Source organism: Vallitaleaceae bacterium 9-2 (assembly GCA_038396585.1).
GTDB lineage: Bacteria > Bacillota > Clostridia > Lachnospirales > Vallitaleaceae > UBA1351.
The window spans coordinates 1,480,353-1,503,491 of record CP121691.1; the positions used below are offsets into that span (position 1 = coordinate 1,480,353).

At 36.2% G+C, this 23,139-nt stretch carries 23 protein-coding genes; 22 read left to right on the forward strand and 1 reads right to left on the reverse strand.

Features of this window, described 5'->3' with window-relative positions; all coding sequences use genetic code 11:
• The first annotated feature begins 28 nt into the window (after positions 1–28).
• From QBE53_06990 to QBE53_07055, 14 genes are all read left to right on the forward strand, one after another.
• Positions 29–1,558, forward strand: a complete 1,530-nt coding sequence (locus QBE53_06990) for an ABC transporter ATP-binding protein (protein WZL82848.1) — start codon at positions 29–31, stop codon at positions 1,556–1,558.
• The gene (locus tag QBE53_06995; protein ID WZL83273.1) at positions 1,552–2,613 is read left to right on the forward strand and encodes an ABC transporter permease; all 1,062 of its coding nucleotides are present in this window, start codon (positions 1,552–1,554) and stop codon (positions 2,611–2,613) included. The genes QBE53_06990 and QBE53_06995 overlap by 7 nt, the downstream gene beginning before the upstream one ends.
• A 1-nt stretch (position 2,614) precedes the next feature.
• Entirely contained in the window at positions 2,615–3,538 is a 924-nt protein-coding gene (locus tag QBE53_07000) for an ABC transporter permease (GenBank protein WZL82849.1), read from the forward strand.
• 88 nt (positions 3,539–3,626) lie between these two features.
• A complete protein-coding gene (gene rpsA, locus QBE53_07005) occupies positions 3,627–4,829 on the forward strand; it encodes a 30S ribosomal protein S1 (protein WZL82850.1) in 1,203 nt (400 codons plus the stop codon).
• A 146-nt stretch (positions 4,830–4,975) separates the two neighbouring features.
• The gene (locus QBE53_07010; protein ID WZL82851.1) at positions 4,976–6,100 is read left to right on the forward strand and encodes a hypothetical protein; all 1,125 of its coding nucleotides are present in this window, start codon (positions 4,976–4,978) and stop codon (positions 6,098–6,100) included.
• Positions 6,101–6,125: 25 nt separating this feature from the next.
• On the forward strand, positions 6,126–7,349 hold the full coding sequence (locus QBE53_07015) for an ABC transporter permease (protein WZL82852.1): 1,224 nt from the start codon (positions 6,126–6,128) through the stop codon (positions 7,347–7,349).
• Complete coding sequence (locus QBE53_07020; GenBank protein ID WZL82853.1) at positions 7,346–8,557, forward strand: ABC transporter permease; 1,212 nt, start codon at positions 7,346–7,348, stop codon at positions 8,555–8,557. Before QBE53_07015 ends, QBE53_07020 begins: the two co-directional genes overlap by 4 nt.
• Positions 8,558–8,559: 2 nt before the next feature.
• Complete coding sequence (locus QBE53_07025; GenBank protein ID WZL82854.1) at positions 8,560–10,053, forward strand: hypothetical protein; 1,494 nt, start codon at positions 8,560–8,562, stop codon at positions 10,051–10,053.
• Positions 10,054–10,078: 25 nt separating this feature from the next.
• On the forward strand, positions 10,079–10,429 hold the full coding sequence (locus QBE53_07030) for a hypothetical protein (GenBank protein WZL82855.1): 351 nt from the start codon (positions 10,079–10,081) through the stop codon (positions 10,427–10,429).
• On the forward strand, positions 10,410–11,102 hold the full coding sequence (locus QBE53_07035) for a TIGR01906 family membrane protein (GenBank protein WZL82856.1): 693 nt from the start codon (positions 10,410–10,412) through the stop codon (positions 11,100–11,102). Before QBE53_07030 ends, QBE53_07035 begins: the two co-directional genes overlap by 20 nt.
• Entirely contained in the window at positions 11,102–12,022 is a 921-nt protein-coding gene (locus QBE53_07040; protein ID WZL82857.1) for a DUF2953 domain-containing protein, read from the forward strand. The genes QBE53_07035 and QBE53_07040 overlap by 1 nt, the downstream gene beginning before the upstream one ends.
• A gap of 42 nt (positions 12,023–12,064) precedes the next feature.
• Positions 12,065–12,448, forward strand: a complete 384-nt coding sequence (locus tag QBE53_07045; protein WZL82858.1) for a GerW family sporulation protein — start codon at positions 12,065–12,067, stop codon at positions 12,446–12,448.
• Positions 12,445–12,762, forward strand: coding sequence for a YbjQ family protein (locus QBE53_07050; protein ID WZL82859.1), 318 nt, complete (start codon positions 12,445–12,447; stop codon positions 12,760–12,762). Before QBE53_07045 ends, QBE53_07050 begins: the two co-directional genes overlap by 4 nt.
• Positions 12,755–13,309: an XRE family transcriptional regulator gene (locus tag QBE53_07055; GenBank protein ID WZL82860.1), complete on the forward strand. Its 555-nt coding sequence runs from the start codon at positions 12,755–12,757 to the stop codon at positions 13,307–13,309. The genes QBE53_07050 and QBE53_07055 overlap by 8 nt, the downstream gene beginning before the upstream one ends.
• 81 nt (positions 13,310–13,390) lie before the next feature.
• Here QBE53_07055 and ychF read toward each other — a convergent pair whose 3' ends face one another.
• Positions 13,391–14,488: a redox-regulated ATPase YchF gene (gene ychF / locus QBE53_07060; GenBank protein ID WZL82861.1), complete on the reverse strand. Its 1,098-nt coding sequence runs from the start codon at positions 14,486–14,488 to the stop codon at positions 13,391–13,393.
• Between the two features lie 157 nt (positions 14,489–14,645).
• Here ychF and lgt point away from each other — a divergent pair, with 157 nt between their 5' ends.
• The 8 genes from lgt (at position 14,646) to QBE53_07100 (ending at position 23,139) form a co-directional block, all read left to right on the forward strand.
• The gene (gene lgt, locus QBE53_07065; protein WZL82862.1) at positions 14,646–15,509 is read left to right on the forward strand and encodes a prolipoprotein diacylglyceryl transferase; all 864 of its coding nucleotides are present in this window, start codon (positions 14,646–14,648) and stop codon (positions 15,507–15,509) included.
• A gap of 257 nt (positions 15,510–15,766) precedes the next feature.
• Complete coding sequence (mraZ, locus tag QBE53_07070; protein ID WZL82863.1) at positions 15,767–16,216, forward strand: division/cell wall cluster transcriptional repressor MraZ; 450 nt, start codon at positions 15,767–15,769, stop codon at positions 16,214–16,216.
• On the forward strand, positions 16,216–17,157 hold the full coding sequence (rsmH, locus tag QBE53_07075) for a 16S rRNA (cytosine(1402)-N(4))-methyltransferase RsmH (GenBank protein ID WZL82864.1): 942 nt from the start codon (positions 16,216–16,218) through the stop codon (positions 17,155–17,157). Before mraZ ends, rsmH begins: the two co-directional genes overlap by 1 nt.
• 1 nt (position 17,158) lies before the next feature.
• A complete protein-coding gene (locus QBE53_07080; protein WZL82865.1) occupies positions 17,159–17,704 on the forward strand; it encodes a septum formation initiator family protein in 546 nt (181 codons plus the stop codon).
• Between the two features lies 1 nt (position 17,705).
• Entirely contained in the window at positions 17,706–19,544 is a 1,839-nt protein-coding gene (locus tag QBE53_07085) for a penicillin-binding transpeptidase domain-containing protein (GenBank protein WZL82866.1), read from the forward strand.
• Positions 19,545–19,552: 8 nt separating this feature from the next.
• The gene (locus QBE53_07090; protein WZL82867.1) at positions 19,553–21,028 is read left to right on the forward strand and encodes a UDP-N-acetylmuramoyl-L-alanyl-D-glutamate--2,6-diaminopimelate ligase; all 1,476 of its coding nucleotides are present in this window, start codon (positions 19,553–19,555) and stop codon (positions 21,026–21,028) included.
• A complete protein-coding gene (gene mraY / locus QBE53_07095; GenBank protein ID WZL82868.1) occupies positions 21,018–21,971 on the forward strand; it encodes a phospho-N-acetylmuramoyl-pentapeptide-transferase in 954 nt (317 codons plus the stop codon). Before QBE53_07090 ends, mraY begins: the two co-directional genes overlap by 11 nt.
• A 28-nt stretch (positions 21,972–21,999) precedes the next feature.
• Positions 22,000–23,139: a putative peptidoglycan glycosyltransferase FtsW gene (locus QBE53_07100; GenBank protein WZL82869.1), complete on the forward strand. Its 1,140-nt coding sequence runs from the start codon at positions 22,000–22,002 to the stop codon at positions 23,137–23,139.

Here is a 23,139-nt window from a genome sequence, read left to right on the forward strand (position 1 = left end):
GTTAATTTTATATTAGATTGGAGCCAATATGCATAAAGATATATTCGTAAAAATGGAAAATATCAGTAAGAGCTTTGGAACGGTACAAGCCAATGATGGAGTAAGTTTTGAGGTTCAAAAAGGAGAAATACATGCATTGCTTGGTGAAAATGGTGCGGGAAAGAGCACATTAATGAACATGCTGTCAGGTATCTACAAACCTGACAGCGGTTTTATTTATATCCATGGACAGCCGGTCTCTTTTCAAAGCCCCAAAGAGTCGATTCAAAAAGGAATTGGCATGATTCACCAACATGTAAAGCTTGTGGACGTGCAGACGGCACGCGACAACATTATTATGGGGTTAAAAAATACACTTTTTATTAATAAGAAGAAAGTGTCCCATGAACTTAAAGAAAAAGCAGCACATTTTGGTTTGGCTGTTGATCCCGATAAGAAGATATACAATATGTCCATTGGAGAAAAACAAAATGTTGAGATTTTGAAAGTTCTTTACCGAGGCGCGGACATATTAATTATGGATGAACCCACAGCGGTGCTAACACCACAAGAAACCAAAGAGCTGTTTGTCATCATGCGCAAAATGGCACAAGAAGGTTGTGCGATTATCATTATTACACATAAATTAAATGAAGTTATGGAAATTTCTGACCGAGTAACGGTATTGCGTCATGGACGTACTGTGGGAACGTTGGAGACGAAAAATACAACGCCTAAAGAAATGACCGATTTAATGGTTGGAGCGGTTACCGATTTATCTATTAAACGTCCTCAGGTAAAAAGAGGAAAACCTGTCTTAAAAATCAAGGATTTGGTGGCAGAAGACATAGACCATGTACCTGTTCTCAAGAATATTTCATTTGATATATTTGAAGGAGAAATTCTTGGCGTTGCAGGTGTCTCAGGAAGTGGACAAAAAGAATTATGTGAATCCATAGCCGGATTATATCCGATCAAACAAGGGGAGATTCACTATAAGGATGAAAATATTATTGGATTGTCTCCACGAGACATTATTCGTCGAGGCATCAGTATGAGTTTTATTCCTGAAGACCGATTAGGGATGGGATTAGTAGCATCAATGGATATGATTGATAACTTTTTACTCAAAGAATATCACAATCAAAAAGGACCGTTGATTCATCGAAAAACTGTAGAACCACATTGTGAAGACATGATAAAGCGGCTGGATATACGTACGCCGGGAATTTACCATCCTGTGAAGCAACTTTCAGGGGGAAATATTCAAAAAGTATTGATTGGACGTGAGATTGATACAAATCCACATGTTTTAATTACTGCTTATGCGGTACGTGGATTGGATATTGGTGCTTCTCATAATATCTATGATCTTATCAACGAACAAAAAGAAAAAAATGTAGGCATCTTATTTATCGGCGAAGACTTAGATGTTCTTATGGAACTATGTGATCGAATCATGGTGTTATGCGAAGGAGAGATTACAGGAATTGTTCATGCCGCAGATGTAACAAAAGAAGAATTAGGTCTTATGATGGCCGGAGAAAAAATGACGATTAAGGGTGGTGAAGCATCATGAGAATGATTCAAAGAACGAATATATCTAAGAAAAAAGTTATCATGATTCGTGTAGTTTCGATTCTTTTATCACTGCTGACAGCGTCTTTGTTTTTGCAATTTATGGGGCACAATCCTATTGAGGTCTTTGTATCCTTGGCTATCGGAGCTTATGGATCGGCATATCGACTAAGAGAAACGCTAACGACAGCAATACCCCTTGTGGTGACATCCATAGGGATTATGATTGCCTTTAAAATGAAGTTTTGGAATATCGGTGGTGAAGGTCAAATTCTCATGGGAGCTTTTGCGGCAAGCTACATTGCACTTAATTTTAGTACGCTTCCAAAACCTATATTGCTAATGCTCATGTTTATGGCAGGTTTTATTGGTGGTGGCTTATGGGCCCTTATTCCGGCGCTGTTAAAAGTCCACTTAGGTACGAACGAAACAATTATTACCCTTATGCTGAATTATGTTGCCATTAAATGGATTACATATTTACAATATGGTCCTTGGAAAGACCCAAATGGTATGGGGTTTCCACAGATTGCAACATTTGATCAAAATGCGCTTTTACCAAAGGTTTTTGGGATTCATATCGGTTGGATTATTGCAATTATCATTGTTGTGATTGTATCGTTTATTTTAGCTAAAACCAAAAAAGGGTTTGAAATTAGTGTTATTGGTGAAAGTATTGATACAGCAAGATATGCAGGAATGAATGTAAAGCATGTTATTGTATTGGCAATCATATTAAGTGGCGGTATTTGCGGTATTGTTGGCATGATGGAAGCGTCAGGTGTGAATCGAACCTTATCAAGTAATGTTTCAGCAGGATATGGGTTTACGGCAATTATTACAACATGGTTGTCAGGTCTTAAAGCATCTATTATTATTCCTGTTTCTATTTTGTTTGCCGGATTGATTAAAGGCGGAAGTTTTATTCAGACAGCCTATGGAATTCCCCAATCGGCTTCAGATGTGCTTCAAGCACTGATCCTATTTTTTATTATTGGAAGCGAATTCTTTGTACAATATCGGTTGGTGCGAAATACCGTGAAGGAGGCACTATAATATGAATACAAGTTTTTTAGTCGCGGCAGTCATTGCTTCGACACCACTTTTATTGGCAACATTAGGTGAACTACTTACAGAAAAAGCGGGACATCTTAATCTTGGTGTTGAGGGAATGATGCTTCTTGGAGCAGTGGCAGGATTTGCTACCGGATTTTATACTAATAATCCTTTACTTATGCTTTTAGGTGCTGGGGCAGCGGGTGGCTTAGGCGGCTTGATTTTTGGTTTTTTAACCATCACCCTAAGAGCAAATCATACAGTATCTGGCTTGACATTGACAATTTTTGGGACAGGCGTATCAAGTTTTGCCGGAACAACCTTTATCGGACAAAAGATGAGTAGTGAATTTATTGATTTTTTCAAACCGGTACCGATCCCTCTTTTAAGTAAAATACCTGTAATCGGACCGATGTTTTTTCAGCAAGATTTTTTTGTGTATTTAGCATTAGCGTTAGCCGTTTTTTTAGGAATCTATTTATATCGAACACGATATGGAATCAATTTGATTGCTATTGGTGAAAATCCGGGAGCTGCAGATGCATCCGGAATTAATGTTGACTTATATAAATATGTTCATGTTGTTGCTGGAGGAGCTTTATGTGGTCTGGGAGGAGCATATCTTGCAACCGTTGATGTTCCTCAATGGCAAGAGCAAATCACAGCAGGACGCGGTTGGATTGCTATTGCATTAGTTATTTTTGTGTCATGGAGTCCATATAAAGCGGTTTTTGGAGCGCTGCTATTTGGAGGATTAAGTATTGTAGGATTCCGCCTTCAACATTTGAATATTTCACAAAACTTATTAGACGCATTACCTTACCTGGTAACGATATTTGTTCTAGTGATTAGCTCGTTTAGACAATCTAAAAAAAATGCACCGCCTAAGGCACTAGGTGTTCCATATTTTAGAGAAGAACGTTAAGGATATTCAAGTAAAATAAATTTTAACTTCACAAATAGGCTAAAATGCGTTATTATTAGATGTAGAAATTAACGAAGGGATGTTTAAAATGGAAGAAAACAAGAATGAAACAAACAATGTTGTCGAAGAGACAATGGATGATTACAAAGATATGATCGATTCATCAATGATGAAATTCTCCACAGGTGATGTTGTAGAGGGTGAAGTTATTGGTGTTACTGATGAAGAAATACTAATGAACTTTGGATATATTGCTGATGGGGTCATTCCAGTTAATGAAACGTTTGCTGACGCAGAGAATCCATTATCAGCTCAATATCAAGTTGGCGATAAGATCAAAGCGGAAGTCATCCGAAAAGATGATGGTGATGGGAATGTACTCTTATCATTAAAAAAAGCGCAACAAGAGATTATCTGGGACCAATTGCAAGAAATCATGGAAGCAGACAAGCAAGTTGAAGCAACAGTTGTTGAAGTAGTAAAAGGTGGTCTTGTATGTAAAGTATTACAAACAAGAGGATTTATGCCTGGGTCAATGATTTCAACATCCTATGTTCAAGATTTAAATGAATATAGTGACAAAACATTTAATGTAAAAGTTATGGAACTTGATCGTGAGAAAAATCGTGTGATTTTATCCCATAAAGAAATCGAAAAAGTTGAACTTGCAAAACAACAAGATGAATTGTTTGCAACGATTAAAAAAGGCGATGCGTTTAAAGGAACTGTCAAAAAGAATATGAATTACGGTTCTTTTGTGAACATTGGATGTGTAGACGGACTTGTGCATATTAATGAAATGAGTTGGAAAAACATCTCTCATCCTTCAGATGTTGTTAAAGAAGGTGATGTTGTTAACGTTACAGTTGTTAACGTAGATTATGATAAGAAAAAAATCGGTCTTTCGATGAAAAATGCAGAAGACGATCCTTGGAATGTATCTAATGAAAGTTTAAAAGTAGGTCAATCCTATGAAGGGAAAGTAAAAAGAGTCTTAGACTTTGGTGCTTTCGTAGAGATTTTACCAGGCGTAGAAGGACTTGTACACATTTCTCAAATCAGTAACGAGCACATTAATCATCCTTCAGATGTATTAAAAGAAGGCGATACTGTAACGGTAAAAGTACTTGGCATTGATAATAAAGAACGTAAATTACGTCTTAGCATGAAAACAGATGAACAAGAGACAGTACGTGAAGAGTATGTTGATGTTAAAGAATATCAAACAGAAGAGCAAGCAACAACGAGTTTAAAAAATGTCTTTGCTGATATATTAAAGGACATGAAATAGTTTAATTAAGAATTTAAGCGAATAAAGTATAGATAAGGTGACTGCATGATGCAGTCACCTTATTTTTATACACGAGTAAAGATTGTCTTTGGGATAATGGATATGCTATACTTAGAAAAAACATGATTTTACTGGAGAGGACATATATGAAGAAAAGAAATAGTGTAATAATGACATTAGCGATTATTGTAATTTGTATAACAAGCGCCTTGATACTCTATATGTCTGTGTTCCATAAAACAGATGAAGAAAAGTTATCTATGGCTTTTCGCAATCAACGCATAGGTGAATCAATGTCCGTTGCAGGTGCTATCGGCTTTGAAGAACTAACAGTGGAACAAGTGCGTGTTTTTGAAAAAACAATTGTAGAAAATATTATAAAGAATATGCGCCTGCACTATCGATTAAATGTAAATGCAAAACGTACACAGATGGACTTGAGTGGAACATTGGAGCTTAATGGAAGTAATCTTTTGGATATGAACATATATGCAGATGATACACTTATAGCTGTAAGCATTCCCAAACTCTATCACAATACATTGTATATAGCTTGGGAAGATGTAGATGTGGTGCTGCAAAGGTATGGCATACTAGGCGATGAACATCTAAGTGACTTTCCAATTCAAGACATTCTATTTCCTGTAATTGAAGTAATCCTTGATGAGGCAAAAGTATATGAAGAGGAGAATATGGTTATAGCTTTAGACGAATTTATTCATGCAAATTTAGTGAATGTTGAAGAGGCAACGTTCGTATTCGATTCCAGATATATGCTAGAACCAATAAGCCTTGATACGAAAAACTATGTAGTGGAGTCTAGTGCAAAAGCAGCATATGATTTTTATGGAGGAATTGTCTTTCCTCTCTATTTAGATAAATATATGCATACACAAAACAATGTGTTAAAAACACTATATACTACAGAGGCGGTTAAGATGTATGAGGATTTGCTGCGGGATGTATTTGCGGATGCAAGACTTCGAAAAGAGTATAGTCTAATAAAAGGCGATGTGATTGGTAGCGCAGAGACGTTGCATGTGGATGAGACGATTTTAGATGTGCTAAATGGATACAATCCATTTATTGAAGAGCTTGAATTAGATGCAAGTCTTGTGCATCAAAAATATTATATTTATGATGCAGATGTTGTGTTTAAGCAAGTCGATGATCGAGCGATAGATATAGGCAAGGTTGAACCGATGGAGCTTATGAATATTTTTATAGAGATTCAATATAATATCGAACAATTGACGGGGCAGTTCAATTAGTTGACGCATGCGGTGGGGAAAAAGGATGAGTATGTTTTTATATTTAGTTAAAAAAAACCTAATGGAAATCCTACGTGATCTTAAAAAAAATATATTGCTTTTCAGTGTTCCTATTCTTATATTTAGCGCAATCTATACCTATGTTGAAGTTAGTGAAATTGAAGTGGAGTTTGTAAAACCCATTACCATTGGCGTGGTTGTAGAAGATGAATCGCCCTATAGTCAAATGTTGGTTAATGACTTCCAAGGGCAAAAAAACTTATCGGATTTTCTGCAAATTATTGAAGGAGAACCCAGAAATATACAAGATCAATTTGAAAATAAGGCGATAGATGCAATGGTTGTTATTCCCAATGGATATGTGGAAGCATTAATGCGGTTTGAGTACTTGCCAATGGACATACGCATACGCAATGAGGATCCGTTAAAAGCGATGGTTCTATATAATGGATTAAGAGGTTATGAAGCATATATAAGCAGTGTCGAACTAGGAGTGACTGCTTTTTATGATTTGATGCGAGACACGCTGGATGAAAAGACTTACTGGGATTATAATGATGGATTGTCTGTTGAGCTTATCATGACGGTATTACAAAGAAATCAAATCTATAATGATTACGTAATCACCAATATACCTAGGACAACATCGGGAACGTATTATTTTCTAGCCCTTTTGATGACATTCATTATGTATTTATCCTTATTTGGAGCAATAAGTCTGTTAAGAGAGAGCAAAACCATGAGCTATCAACGACTGATGTTGACCGATGTATCTGTTACAACATACCTGTTAGCTAAGAGTGTGACCTATGTAGTAGGCATTGCTTTTTTAACAAGTATATGGACAAATATATTTAATCTATTGATGACATCCGAGACCATAAATTATAGTATTGAATTTATCCTTTTTATTTTTTCAATAATTTTTGTGTCTGTACTTGCGAGCATGTGTTTAACTATTTTTATAAAAGAAGAGGAAGTTGTGCTGCTGTTTTCGGGTGTGTTTATTTTTTTTACGACGATTTTAGGTGGGGCAATCATTCCTATTCATTACATGCCCGAAGGGTTAAAAAACATCGGACAATGGACACCTAATTTTCATATGACGCGTATCGCTTTATTTTTAGGCCTTGAATATGCATATCCTGCGTATATATATATTCAATGTGGGATTGTCCTTCTAGGATGTATTCTGTTTTATATCCTAATTAAGCATTACAAAAAATTCTATATGAAGGGGACGTTATGAGAGTTTTTTTATCGATGTTAAAATTACGTTGTCTTTTGCTTTTACGGTCAAAAGCTTTTTGGGGAGTATATGTAATTATTATACTCAGTGTTGGATATATGTTGATAAACTTATATAGCCAAGTAGATAAAGGGATACTTATTCCGATTGCCATAGTTGACAATGATCAAACACAACTATCTAGGTATATTGTACAAGCAGTGCAAAGCAGTAGTCTATTGGCTGTACATGAAGTGACAGAAAATGAAGGGTTTGATATGCTAGAAAACCAAACGGCTGAATCGCTTTTTATTATTGTACAAGGTGCAGAGGAAAAAATAGATGCTGGCGATCGTCAGGGAATTATGGATGTCTACTCTCTTGAGGGAAATTACTTTTCGGCAATGCTTTCAGATATAGTGGCTGGAGAGTTTTTAGATGAGATAGCGATACGGATTGCGTCTTCGTATTATTATCAAGCGATGGAAAAAGAAGAAAATGTACTTCTTGATGAACAGATATATAATGCTCTATACCTACATGGGCAGACCCTAAAACAACGACAACGGACAAATTATTATTTGGATATAGCTTTTGAAGGCGAAGGAGAGCGACGGGAGCTTTCTTGGTATAATCAACAGCTTTTACTTGAAAAGATAACCACTGGGATTATGTATATTTTTGTAGCCTTCTTTATGCTATATGCAGGAATGTCTATATTACATGATCGAGAATCTTTTATTTATTTTCGGTTTCGGATGACAGGAATGAAGATATTTGATATGATGTTAAGTGAATACTGCACAATGCTAATTAGCGGTTTACTTGCCATACTTCCCTTATCAATTATCAGCATTTTATATGGTTCTAAGGTTATGCATACATTAGGCGTCAATGTGCTTTATATAATAGGGACAAGTAGTATGCTATATCTGTTTTTGCATTTGGTTCATGGAACATTATATTATTTGCTGACCGGATCGACATTGATTATTACGATGGGAATTTTAAGTGGAAGCTTTTTTTCCATTGATACACTGGGCAAGCAGGCAACATATGTTGCACGAATTTTTCCGGTATTTTACAGTATAAAAGCCTATTTTGATGAACCATTTATTAAAGAGTTATTGAATTATACGGTAATATATTCGGTATTAACATTGGGTATCTGTTATTTTTTAGCGAAGTATGGGATGATATTAAAACATTATAGAGGAGTCGAAAAATAGTTATGAAGCGATTTAACCATGTAATAAAACAATTTTCTAAAAAGTTAGATAATCATGAGTTCTCTAAAGAATTATATGAAGAAGTCATTGAAGAAAGTAAAATGAAACTTAACAATTTTCATATGTATTCACTAGGCTTAAAGTATTATAGTTTTTTAGAACGTGAAGAGGATATGGCTAGTGATATAGCAACACAAACATGTGAGCATGTCCACCATCATGATTATCATCATGACCATGATATGGATTTACCTATATCCAATGATGATGAGACTGCATTAGAAAAGAAGCTATGCCCTGAAATCATTGAGGTACAGCAACGTTTACAAGAGATTGTTGACCAATTTAGAGACACAATGATGATTCCAAGTATAGATGAGTTAGATGCCCTAAGAAAGAGTTTGGAAAATCAGGTATTTGCGTTAACCGCGTATGGTGACCAAATTTCCTTATTGGAAAATGTATACTATAAAAGCAGATATAAGAACACAACTATGGTTTCTATGGAAACAGATGAAGTGTTTGCTCGAAAAGTAACAGAGATGCTAATGTCTTTTGAACAATCGGCAGATATTCGAGAGCATCTTAAGTATATCTACCCTGAACTTCCTATGCGAATGCACAAAAATAAATTTTTGGGAATGATTGACCAATACTTTGAGAAGCTAAAAGGCATTGCATATGATGATTTGCATAATCATATAAAAATTCTTAAGGAAAGCTTTGACCCTAAAACAGTTGAAGGCTATGGATTAATTGCTCCAAATATTGCAACGGATTTAGAGAAAATTGAAAAAGTTTTAATTGAAGGCAGTGATGAAGAAAAAGACAGTGCATACCATCATATGTTTCACTTGACTGAGGACAAAAATATATGTCTTGAAAAAGCGCTGGACATTGCTGAGATCATTAACCATTTAATAGGGATTGTCTTGACTTATGACGAGGCTTATTTGAATGTGGATGTATATGAAAAGCTTAAATGTCTACTAACATTAGACACGTCAGAGGACGAACTGGCAGAAGTGTTTAAGCTAGTAGAAGAAAAATATGAACCCCTTGGTGAAGCGATGCTGCATATAGGGATGGTTATTGACCGCATTAACGAGCAGGACGTCTCAGCCCTAGATGATGAGCAGGCACACCTGTTTAATCAACTTCAGTATGCGTTTAACTTGTCAAAAGATGGCTACTTTATTGAACGACCATATGTCAAAGATATGACGGTGCCTTCATATAAAGAATTAATGATGATAAAAAATGATGTTGTCAATACGATGCAAGAACGATTAAATCAAGATAATCGCATGCTTCGCCGTTCAAGAATGAGCCTTATGATGGGAACGCTCCAGATTGTTCATGAAAACGGTCAATCGATATATGATCATATATATCATTCCATATCAGCATGCCATGAGATTGGAGAAAAGGTTATGAGTATGCAAAATATTTATAGCTATCTTAACGATTTTATTGAAGGACCTTATGAAAAATAAGTACGCTTGGGCATAAGGAGGATATATGCGAATAATTGATCCGTTATATTTTGGAGAATCTATTCAAAAGAAGAAATACAATGATATTCGACAATGCATTGAACAGGGACAGTGTTCAAAAATTAAGGGAATGTATATTATTGTTCTATACGATACTAAAGAGACACTATTTGAACAAATATCTACCAAAGAATTTGAACTTCAGTACAGTTTGGATAAAGAATTTGATGTCTTAGGCGTTGTAAATACTGATGAAGAGTTTCAGGAATTTACAATTCAAACGATGGAATTGTTAATGGGAAAATCAAAGGCGATTACCAAAAACAATCTAATAAAACATTACAGGGAGAACGACAATGAAGATGCTAAAATATAGTGGGTTCACCATATTAAATATTGCGCTGTTTTTTGTGTTGTTGTTTTCTTCGGTTCAAGTGATTTCCACATGGGATGCATACTATCGATGGCACTATCATGCCCACAACATTGAAGTGACAACAGCCATGGATGAAGAAAACTTCATGGACGTGACCGATAAAATGATGGATTATTTAATGGGAAAAAGGAATTCGTTGGACATGGAAGCGACCATTGATGGACAGACACAAGAAGTATTTGGTGAGAGGGAAAAAGCCCATATGATTGATGTAAAGGTGCTTTTTCAAAACGGGAAATTTATTCGCAACATATCTGCGTTAGCATTAAGTGTATTTATCCTATTATCTTTGATTAAATGGAAAAAAATATTTTATGAATGGATTAAAAGTTTAAAAGTTTTTTTTATCACAGCATTTATAATCGTCGTGGCTTTAGGGACATTATTTTATTTTAACTTTAGCAAGTATTTTATTGTGTTTCATGAATTGTTTTTTGATAATGATTTATGGCTCTTAGATCCAAAGACAGATGTGCTTATTAATATGGTGCCGGAGATTTTCTTTTTTCAAACAACAATGTTAATCGTTGGTTTATTTGTTATAATGGTTATTGGAACAATGATTCTACGCAAATTACTAATGAACCAAATGCTCAAGAACTGGAGGGCATAATGCTGGCAACGATAGGAACGATTTTAGTTTTCATATTAAAATTGATTGGTATAATTCTCTTATCTATATTGGGACTTATAATATTTGTACTTTTGGTGATACTTTTTGTTCCGTTTAGATATCAAGCAGAAGGAAGCTTTGATGAAAAAATACATATCAAAGTCAGATTTTCTTGGCTACTGCACTTGATTAATGGTTACTTTGTTCAGCAGGATAAAGAGAGCCAGGTTCGGGTTCGTATTGCTTTTTTTCAAATCTTTCCAAAGAAACCTTCTAAAAAAAAGGAAACAGTCCACACGACCTCTCTTCCTAAGGCGCCCGTTGTAAAAGAACAGGCAGCCCAGGCGCCAGAAAAAAAAGTCGTGGAAAAGCCTTCGGCAGATATAGAGATAAAAGAAAAAGAAGAACAGAAAAAAGTTATACAAAAAAAGGTTGAACCCAAAAAGGTCGAACCCAAAAAGGTCGAACCCCAAAAAGTTGAACCCAAAAAGAATGAACTTAAAAAGAATAAACCCAAAAAGGCAAAAAAAGAAAAAGCAGAGGACAAGCCTTCAGCGATTGATCAAATAAAAGAAGTTTGGGAGTTTTTGCAACAAGACAATAACAAGGGATTGTTAAAGCATGTTTTAAAATATGTTGGTCGCTTGATTCGTTGGATTTTCCCCAAAAAAGCCTATGGCAATATCGAGTTTGGTTTAGATGATCCTGCGACAACGGGATATATCACAGGTGCAACTTCACTGATTTACATAAAAACTCGAGGAAATTTTCAGTTCACACCAAATTTTCATGAGCAAGTCATTAAAGGCTCATTCAAAATTAAAGGTAGACTCTATCTTTATCAGCCACTTTATTATATAATAAGAATAATCATTGATCGACGTGTAAGACGAATGCTAAAGTTCTTGAGAAACAGATAATGACGATCATAAACCTAAATCACTAAATAAGGAGGAGAAATAATGGATTCAAACTTTAAAAACAATGTCGATTCCCTTATGACAGGCATGGAGGGATTTATTAATTCTAAAACAGTTGTTGGAGAACCGATTCACATTGATGATACAATCATATTACCCTTGATTGATGTGAGTTTTGGACTTGGAACAGGTGCATCTGAAGGAAAAAAAGCCGATGATCCTAAAGCAATGGGAGCAGGTGGTTTAGGAGCAAAGATAACTCCGAGTGCTGTATTGGTTATTACCAATGGGCAGACACGTTTAGTCAATGTGAAAAAACAAGATAGTTTGACAAAACTTATTGATTTGGTCCCAGATATTATGGATCGATTTAAGGCGCAAGATAAAGAAGCAAAATCTATAGATAACCAGGAGAAAAAAGCATGATACTGGTGAATACCGACTTTATAACAGGAAAAGAGATTGAAACGATTAGTATTGTTAAAGGGTCAACGATTCAATCAAGGCACGCGGGTAAAGATTTTATGAGCGGTGTTAAAACATTAGTTGGTGGCGAATTGACTGCCTATAATGAAATGATGAATGATGCACGTGCCTTGGCAACTAAGAGAATGGTTGAAGAGGCGGAGGCCTTAGGGGCAGAAGGCATTATTAACATCCGCTATGCATCGAGCGCAATTATGCAAGGAGCAGCAGAAGTCATAGCTTATGGTACTGCTGTCAGGTTTATCTATGGATAATCTTGTACAAGCTTTGGCCAAAAACCTTAAAGAGATAAGGGAACAGCGAGGGTTAAGCTTAGATAAACTTGCCTCGATGACCAAAGTCAGTAAGTCAATGCTCGGTCAGATTGAACGTGGAGAATCAAATCCAACCCTAGGCACAGTATGGAAAATTGCCAATGGGCTTCACATCGGATTAACGGAGCTTATTAAAGAAAAGCAAAGCGAATATGTTATCATTCGAAAAGGTGATGTGTCTTATTTTGAAGAAGATATGGGAAAATGTCAGGTGTTTCCATACTTTACCTATGAAGATGGACGACCCTATGAAGTGTATAAAGTGGATATGGCACCCAAAGGCTATATTCATGCAGAACCACATCCCAAAGGCAGTATTGAAATTATCGTGGTACATGAAGGGAGTGTGTCTATACGCGTTGAAGAAGAAGAGTTTATTCTCAATGAAGGTGATGCAACCCGTTTTTTGGCTGATGTAGAACATGTGTATCATAACACCGGTAATACAATAGCGCGACTAGGTGTTGTTATTTATTATGGACAATGAGAGTTTATATTATACAATGAAAAAGCAGATGCAATAGAATATCATGATATTCTATTGCATCTGCTTTTATAGTGTTATGTTTTATACGTTAAATCTAAATAATACAACATCGCCATCTTTGACAACGTATTCTTTACCTTCAATACGTACAAGCCCTTTTTCTTTGGCAGCAGTATAGGAGCCGGATGTGATAAGATCATCATAGGCAACGATCTCAGCACGGATAAATCCACGTTCAAAATCAGTATGGATTTTACCAGCGGCTTGTGGCGCCTTAGTACCTTCTGTAATCGTCCATGCCCGTGTTTCCTTTTCGCCGGCAGTTAGGTAACTGATCAGACCAAGTAGGCGATAGGATGCAGCGATTAATTTGTCTAGACCGGTGTCTGTAATGCCCAAAGCCTCCAAAAATTCTTTTTTGTCTTCTTCGTCTAATGTTGAGATTTCTTCTTCGATTTTTGCGCAAATGACAAAAACCTCTGAACCTTCTTCTTTGGCAAATTCACGAACAGTGGACACGTATTCGTTGGAGTCGCCATCATCAGCTAAATCATCTTCGGTAACGTTTGCTGCATATATAACCGGTTTAGTAGTTAAAAGGTTAAATGTATCAAGTAATGCGTGTTCCTCATCACTGTCAATCTCTAATGTTCTTGCGGACTGACCGTTTTCAAGAACTTCTTTGACACGTTCAAGGAGTTGAATCTCTTTTTGAAGAGATTTGTCACCTTTAACGGCTTTGGTTGATTTAGCTAAGCGGCGTTCAACTATATCTAAATCCGAGAAGATAAGTTCAAGATTTATAGTTTCGATATCTCGAAGTGGACCGATTTCACCGTCGACATGTACAACATTTGGATCGTTAAAGCAACGTACAACATGTACGATGGCATCGACTTCGCGTATATTGCTCAAAAATTTATTGCCCAAGCCTTCACCTTTACTTGCACCTTTTACAAGGCCGGCAATGTCAACAAACTCTATGACCGCGGGAATGGTTTTTTTTGAATCATATAATTCAGTTAATACGTCAAGACGTTTATCTGGCACATATACAATTCCGACATTTGGATCAATCGTACAAAACGGATAATTTGCAGACTCAGCACCTGCTTTCGTAAGCGAATTAAACAAAGTACTTTTTCCAACATTGGGTAGACCAACTATTCCTAGTTTCATAATGACTTCCTTTCGTTCTTAAGAATCTATAATCATCTCACATTATATCATAACTTGATGAAAAGTAAACAAATGAAAATATTGCTTTTTTTGATTTTATAGATTATTATGATATACGTGACACTAAAATTTCTGACAAAAAATAGGAGAAAAATATATGAATACAAAGAGCCCGGACATAGTGTTTCCTAATTTGGGAATAGAGATTCAACATATAGACCCGATTGCATTTACAATTTTTAATATTGATGTATATTGGTATGGCATCATTATTATCACCGGTGTTATTGCAGGGTTGCTCTTGGCAAGGTACCGTGCAAAAAAAAATGGAGAAGACCCTGAAATATACAGTGATTTTTTATTGTATGCTTTAATTAGTGCTATTATTGGTGCGAGATTATATTATGTTGCATTTGCGTGGGAAGATTATAAAGATAATTTAATGGATATTTTTGCCACACGAGAGGGCGGTCTTGCAATTTATGGAGGTATTATTGGTGCGGCAATCGCACTTGTCGTATATACACGTATAAAAAAAATCAGCTTTGCGCAGATGGCGGATACAGCAGTACCAGGTTTAGCTTTGGGGCAAATGATTGGGCGTATCGGGAACTTCATAAATATGGAAGCCTTTGGTGGCTATACAGATTCAGTATTTGCCATGGCTTTAAAAGCTAGTAAGGCGAAGATTCCTGCATCTATGGTAGAACATATTGGTCCCTTGACAGGATATGAAGGAAATTATTTGCAAGTGCAACCGACATTTGCTTATGAGTCGCTTTGGAACTTGGGTGTAGTTATTTTCTTGATGTTATACACAAAACATAAAAAATTTGAAGGGGAAATATTAGCGATGTATTTCTTGCTGTATGGATTGGGCAGAAGTTGGATTGAAGGGCTTCGAACAGACCAATTATTGATTGGAAGTACGAACATAGCCGCATCCCAAGTACTATCAATTGTTTTGGTGATTGCCAGTGCGGTTTTTATTGTATATAAAAGAAAGAAAGTTAACATATAGGACTTTAGTATCATTTTTTAAAAAAGTGTATATAAAAAAGTCTGTGAAAAGCTATATATAGAGGAAAATGAATGTTTTCCCTCTATATATAGCTTTTTTTTTACGAAAGATTACAAAAAGTAAATTAAACTGACAATTTGATTTTTTTTTTGCCCAGATTACTTGATTTCAGCAGAAAGATGGTCTAAAATAGACATAAGGTGTCAAAAAGTGACAAATAATGTCAAAAAGTGGGGAAAAAGTCAGGAGGTGACAACATGTTCAACGGTGAATATAGCCATTCTATTGATAGCAAGGGGCGTATTACGATGCCGGCAAAGTTTCGTGAAGAACTTGGTGAAGAATGTGTTGTTGCCAGAGGATTTGAAGGGTGTCTAAGTGTTTATCCAATACAAGAGTGGGAAAAATTAACAAACTTTTTAATGAGTGCTTCTGAGTTTCAAAAAGAAATTCGTCTGATGCGTCGAGCGATACTAGCGACGGCGATTTCTTGCTCATATGATAAGCAAGGACGGATTTTGATTAGTAATGAGCTGCGTTCTAGAGGAAATCTAACAAAGGAAGTAATGATCGTCGGTGTTGGACCTAAGATTGAACTATGGGATAAAGAGACATGGGAAGAGTTTAATGATATTAGCGACGATGACTTGTCTGCACTTGCAGAAGGAATATTAAATGGAAATCGATCCAGGGACGGAGGCATTTAATGGAATTTAAACACATATCAGTGTTATTAGATGAATGTATAGAAGGTTTAAAAATAAAAGAAAATGGAGTCTATGTAGATGGAACCTTGGGAGGTGCCGGACATGCAAGTGAAATTGCAAAACGCCTTTCAAAAGAAGGGGTTTTCATTGGATTTGATCAAGACTTAGATGCAATTGCCACATCATCGAAAAAATTTGATTCGATGCAATGTCGGGTGGAGTTGGTCCATTCAAACTATGAAGCAATGCGTTCAGAATTGGAGCGACTGGACATTAGCGGGGTAGATGGCATATTACTTGATTTAGGGGTATCCTCCTATCAATTGGACACACCAGAGCGAGGGTTTTCCTATATGCAGGATGCACCATTGGATATGCGGATGAATCAGACGTTAACAACGACAGCAAAAGATGTCGTTAATACCTATAGTGAAAAAGAGTTGACGCGGGTTCTAAAAGTGTATGGCGAGGAGCGATTTGCATCTAGAATTGTAAAGAAAATCATCGCAACGCGAGAGCTAAAGCCTATAGAAACGACAAAAGAACTTGTACAAATTATTGACGGATGTATTCCGACAAAATATAAAATCAATTATGGGCATCCAGCAAAAAGAACGTTCCAAGCACTTCGTATTGAGGTTAACCGTGAACTCGAAGTTCTAGAGAACACTCTATCTGACATGATTGATTTGTTAAAACCAAATGGACGACTATGTGTGATTACATTTCACTCCTTAGAAGATCGCATCGTAAAACATATTTTTAAAGACAATGAGGATCCTTGTACCTGCCCCAAAGATTTCCCGGTTTGTGTTTGTGGCTTAAAGCCAAAAGGGAAGATGAAACCAAGAAAACCGATATTGCCTTCAGAAGAAGAAATGGAGCATAATTCTCGGTCAAAAAGTGCAAAGCTAAGAATATTTGAAAGAGTAGGTGAATAATGTGGGGGAAAGGAAAAAAAATTATTCATATGCATATCGCACAATAGGTAGTAATGCTGTACAAGTTGTTCAGGAAGAGGAAGTTGTAGAAAAAAAAGTAAGACGAAAGCAAGTGTCGAATAAAACAGATGCAATCTACTTAGAAGAGCCTAAACGTCAGATTTCTGCTGACTCAATCAATCGTCTCTGTACTTTTGTTGTTGCTTTTGTTATAATTGCAACGTTAGGTGTATGTGTAACCTATCTTGAGACACAACTAAACATTAATCGATTGAATGCTGAAATCGATAAAGTTAAAACACAAATTTCAAAAGTAACAAATGAGAATAATCAATTGGAACAAGATATTGATAGTATGGTCGATTTGGATCAAGTCTATCAAGAAGCAACGAATCGTTTAGGTATGCGCTTACCAGGTCCGAGTGAAGTGTATTATATCAGTTATGAACCTGTAAGCTATACAACAAAATATAAACAAATTGAAAAAAAATCAGAAAATGTGACGATGGGACAAGTGCTAGGGCATATTTTCAAAGTTGGTGAATAATGTGTTAGAAAAAAGTGAAAAAGGAATGAAAAGAAAGGGTATGTTTCTTTTCATTGCCTTTATTTTAGGGTTTATAGCTTTAATTGGTCAGTTGACGTATATAGTGTTTGTCGAAGGAAAAAATTATAATCTCGCTGTTTTGCAAAATGTTGCTAGGCGAGAAGGTAGTGTTACTTTAAATGATAAACGAGGGCGTATTCTTGATCGCAATGGAATTGTCTTTGCAGAATCTGTGGCTACCTATGATTTAATATTCGATGCCCGATTGCTCAGTGGACAAGAGGAAGAGACGGTTGAAAAAACGATTCAATATCTTAATGATCATCTTGGATTTTCTAAAGCAGAGTTAAGGCAAAAATTAATAGATAATAGTCATAATAGCTATGATATTATAGGAAAAGGTTATAGTTATAATCAATTTAAACAGATCAAGGAAGATATAGATACGTATAAGGTGATCGGTATTTTTTATCGAGAACATTATGAGCGTAATTATCCCTATCCAACAATTGCATCAGATATTATTGGTTTTGTGAACAATGATTTTTCAGGAGCATATGGGATTGAACTTGAGTATGACAAGTTTTTAAAAGGTGACCCAGGTCGAATGTATGGCTCTGTGGGAGATGACAACATGGTCGAAGTGAATGAGGTTCCGGCAGTTAATGGGGATGATGTCACGCTAACGATTGATTATACGATTCAAAAGCATATTAAAGATGCTATTAATACCTTTAGGGAAGATATGGATGCAACGTTTGTCCAAGTTATTGTCATGAATCCAAATACCGGAGAGATTTATGGGATGGTCAATGATCCGGATTTTAGTTTGGAAAATCCATATGATTTGACAGCATATTATGAACCGGATATTTTAGAAGTGATGACCCAAGAAGAAAAGTCAGTAGCATTAAACAACTTATGGAAGAATGAATCCATTACCAATGCATATGAACCTGGAAGTACTTTCAAACCATTTGTTTTTGCTGCGGCGCTTGAGGAACAAAAAACAACCTTAGATCAGACGTATGAGTGTAATGGTTATTTACAGGTAGCAGACCGTAGAATAAATTGTTGGAAAACCGGAGGACACGGAACACAAACCATTGCTCAAGGTCTCGAAAATTCTTGTAACGTTGTGTTTATGCATTTGGGCGAGCAATTGGGACGCGATCTTTTTTATAAGTATCAGCATATGTTTGGCTTTGGAGCGGTGACCAATATTGATCTTAATGGAGAAACATCGGCCAGAAATTTGATTCATAAAGTTGAGAATCTAAATCAAGTTGAATTGGCAACCAGTGCCTTTGGTCAGACTTTTGGAATTACACCGTTACAATTGATTACAGGGTTTTCATCGTTGATTAATGGTGGAAAGTTATATGAACCGCATTTAGTTAAGAATATTCAAAATGAACAGCAGATTGTTGAGACCCATCAGCCAAAACTTGTTCGTCAAGTTATCAGTGAAGAAGTGGCGGAGATTACAAAGTATGCGTTGGCAGGCGTTGTTAATGAAGGTACTGGTCGTAAGGCATCCATCGCAGGCTATGAAATTGGAGGAAAGACAGGAACAGCGGAGACATTAGGACGCGATGATCAACATTATATAGTTTCTTTTATTGGATTTGCACCAATAGAAAATCCAGAGGTTATTACACTTGTTGTTGTGGATGAACCCAAATCGAGTGTTATTAATTCACGCTTTTCTGCGAGTATTTTTGTTGACGTCATGGAAGATGTCATGCCTTACCTACATATTTTTAAAGAGGTTGAACAACCTGTAGAAGAGGAGACAAATATAACAGATGAGGTAGATACTTCAATTACATCAGAATAGGAGGAACTATGAAACTAAAAGGATTGCTAGAAGGACAAAAATATAGAGTTATACAAGGCGATATTAATTGCAATGTCAAAGGAATACAAAATGATTCAAGAAAAATTGAAAAGGGATTTGTCTTTGTTGCTATAAAAGGATTTGAGCAAGATGGGCATGTCTATATTGGCCAAAGCATTATAAATGGTGCGAGTGCAATCGTATTAGAAGATGTATCACTCTATGATGGAGAGATTGCCCAGGAAGTGACAGTGGTGCAAGTTGATAATGCACGAAAAGTACTATCATCAATGGCAACGCATTTTTTTAATCATCCCTCATCACAATTTAAGTTATGTGGTGTTACAGGAACAAACGGCAAGACGTCAACCGTATTTTTGATTAATAATATATTGGAATATATTGGAAGAAAAACAGGGTTGATTGGTACGATATTGAACAAAATAGGTAATGAAAGTTTTGAAACGGAACGTACGACGCCGGAATCCATAGAAGTAAAACGGTTATTTAAGCAGATGGCGGATGCAAATGTTCAAGATGTAATTATGGAGGTGTCCTCCCACGCGCTTGACTTATATCGTGTGGCGTATACACAGTTTGATGTGGCGGTTTTTACGAATTTGACATTAGACCACTTGGACTATCATAAGACAATGGAAAATTATCGCGATGCAAAAATGAAGCTTTTTACTATGGCTAAAACCGGTGTCATCAATATTGATGATGAGGCGGGACGCTATATTTTGAAGCATTCAACATGTTCGCAGCATATCACATATAGTATACTAGATCCTAGTGCTGTCTTATATGCTTCCAATATCAAGAATCATCTATCTGGAGTAGAATTCATATTAAACTATAATCAAAAAATATATCCGGTGAACTTGCAGACACCTGGAGACTTTAGTGTCTATAATGGATTGGCTGCCATTGGTGCTGCCTTGAGCTTGGGTGTCCAAATAGAAGAGATTCTTAATGCGTTGGCGCAAAATAGTCGTATAAAAGGTCGGTTTGAAACCATCGAATCTCCAAAGGGATATAATGCAATTGTAGATTATGCACATGCACCGGATGGTCTTGAGAATGTACTAAAATCCATGAAAGGATTTGCTCCTAAGCGGGTTATTACAGTGTTTGGGTGTGGAGGCGATAGAGACAGGTCAAAGCGTCCGATTATGGGAGAAATTGGAGGACGATATTCGGATTATTGTATTATAACATCGGATAATCCAAGAACAGAAGATCCGGAATGCATTCTTGACGAAGTTGAGGAGGGTATATCAAAGACAACGTGTCCGTATCTAAGAATTGTTGACCGAAGAGCAGCTATCCAGAAGGCGCTTTCTATTGCAGAGCCCAAGGATTTGATATTGGTTGCAGGAAAAGGTCATGAAGATTATCAAATCATTGGCAAAGAAAAAATTCATTTTGACGATGCAGAAGAAATAAAAAAATATATCAAGGAGAATGAAGATGTCAACTAATTGGATAATTCCCCTTATGTTAACCTTTGTCATTACAGCAATCATTGGCCCAAGGTTGCTCCCGATTTTAAAACGCTTAAAATTTGGACAACATGTTCGAGATGATGGTCCACAAACACATCTGAAAAAGCAAGGGACGCCAACGATGGGAGGCGTTATTTTCATTATCGGTATCGTGATTGCTGCTTTTATATGGGGTAGACAGAACGGGGAAATGCTTATTGTACTATTAACGATGCTTTCCTTTGGCATTATAGGTTTTCTTGATGATTGGTTAAAAATAAAAAAACGACAATCCGAAGGTTTGTCAGCAAGACAAAAATTTGGTTTACAAGTTATTGTAGCACTTGCTTATTTATTTATCGGACTAAAAACAAAGTTGCTGACAACGGTAATTATTATACCTTTTGTATATGGTTATGAACTTAACCTAGGGCTGTTTTTTATTCCTATCATGCTTGTTGTAATTTTAGGGACAGTTAATGGAGTTAATTTGACCGATGGATTAGATGGATTGGCGACTTCGGTGACAAGTGTCATTAGTTTCTTCTTTGTGTTGGCGGCTATTATTTTAGAAACCAACCAAGAGCTTATGCCGGCTATTGTTACAGGAGCTTTAATTGCCTTTTTGCTTTATAATACATATCCGGCAAAAGTGTTTATGGGGGACACAGGTTCTCTTGCTTTAGGAGGGTTTGTAGCAGCAATGGCAATTAGCTTGAGAATACCGCTATTTATTTTACTCTTTGGAGTTATCTATCTAATCGAATCACTCTCTGTAATTATTCAGGTGGGATATTATAAAAAACATAAAAAACGTATTTTTAAAATGGCGCCGATCCATCATCACTTTGAATTAAGTGGTATGGCAGAGACACAAGTTGTAACATATTTTACCATTATCACGGTGATCATGTCACTGGTCGCACTATTGGCAATATAGTATTTTGCATGAACGATGAGGATATTCGATGAAAAGAAATAAAAAGAACCATAAAAAATATAATCGTGTATTTATGAGTACACCAACAGAATATAGTGTTATTTTTGTCGTATTGTTCTTGGTAGTTTTTGGAATTATTATGGTTTATTCATCAAGTTTTTATTCCTCTGTATCCGGTGATGCACTAGAACCTTACATGAAGCAAACGATTTATGCTGTAGTTGGATTAATCATTATGATGATTATATCAAGGGTTCAAATTACTTTTATGAATAAGTTTGTTGTCTTAGGATATTTAACGACGGTCTTTTTACTTGTGGCAGTACTTTTTGTGGCGGACAATGTCAAAGGGGCAAAGCGATGGATAGAAATTGGTAATTTTAATCTTCAGCCATCAGAACTAGCTAAGTTTACAATTATTGTTACATTAGCACTGTTCTTAACAATGTTTAAAAAACATTTAAGTGAACCCAAAGTTTTAGGATTGCTTGGAGTAATTGTATTAATTCCTTTAGCCTTAATTGCAAAGGAAGACTTAAGTACAGCAGTTGTTTTTTTGGCTATATGTGGTGCGATGCTTTTTGTCGCATATAGGCATATCATTAAGTTGTTTGTATTTGCGATTATGTTACTTGTAATGAGTAGTGGTTTTGTACTTTTGTCGTCTTATCGTATGGGACGGATTAAAACATACTTAGAAGGCCCGTGGTCAGATCCGGAAGGTGTAGGACGCCAAATCATTCAGTCGCTATATGCGATTGGCTCTGGAGGACTAACAGGAATTGGCTTAGGACAAAGTATGCAAAAGATGGGCTATATATCTGAAGCGCACAACGATATTATCTTTGCAGTCATTTGTGAAGAATTAGGCCTTTTAGGAGGCGTGGCAATCATCGGTCTGTATATGGTTCTTATCTATCGCATTGCCCAGATATCGATTACAGCCAAATCAATGGAACATTATTTGATTGGGGTTGGAGTCATGACACATATAGGGATACAGGCGTTTATTAATATCGGGGTTGCGATTAACTTAATTCCAACAACGGGAATGCCTTTACCATTTATTAGTTATGGAGGGGCTTCAATAATTATGCTGCTCGCTGAAATAGGGCTAGTTCTTAATATAGCGCGACATAATTATATCGAAGCAATGATTGGAGAGTGA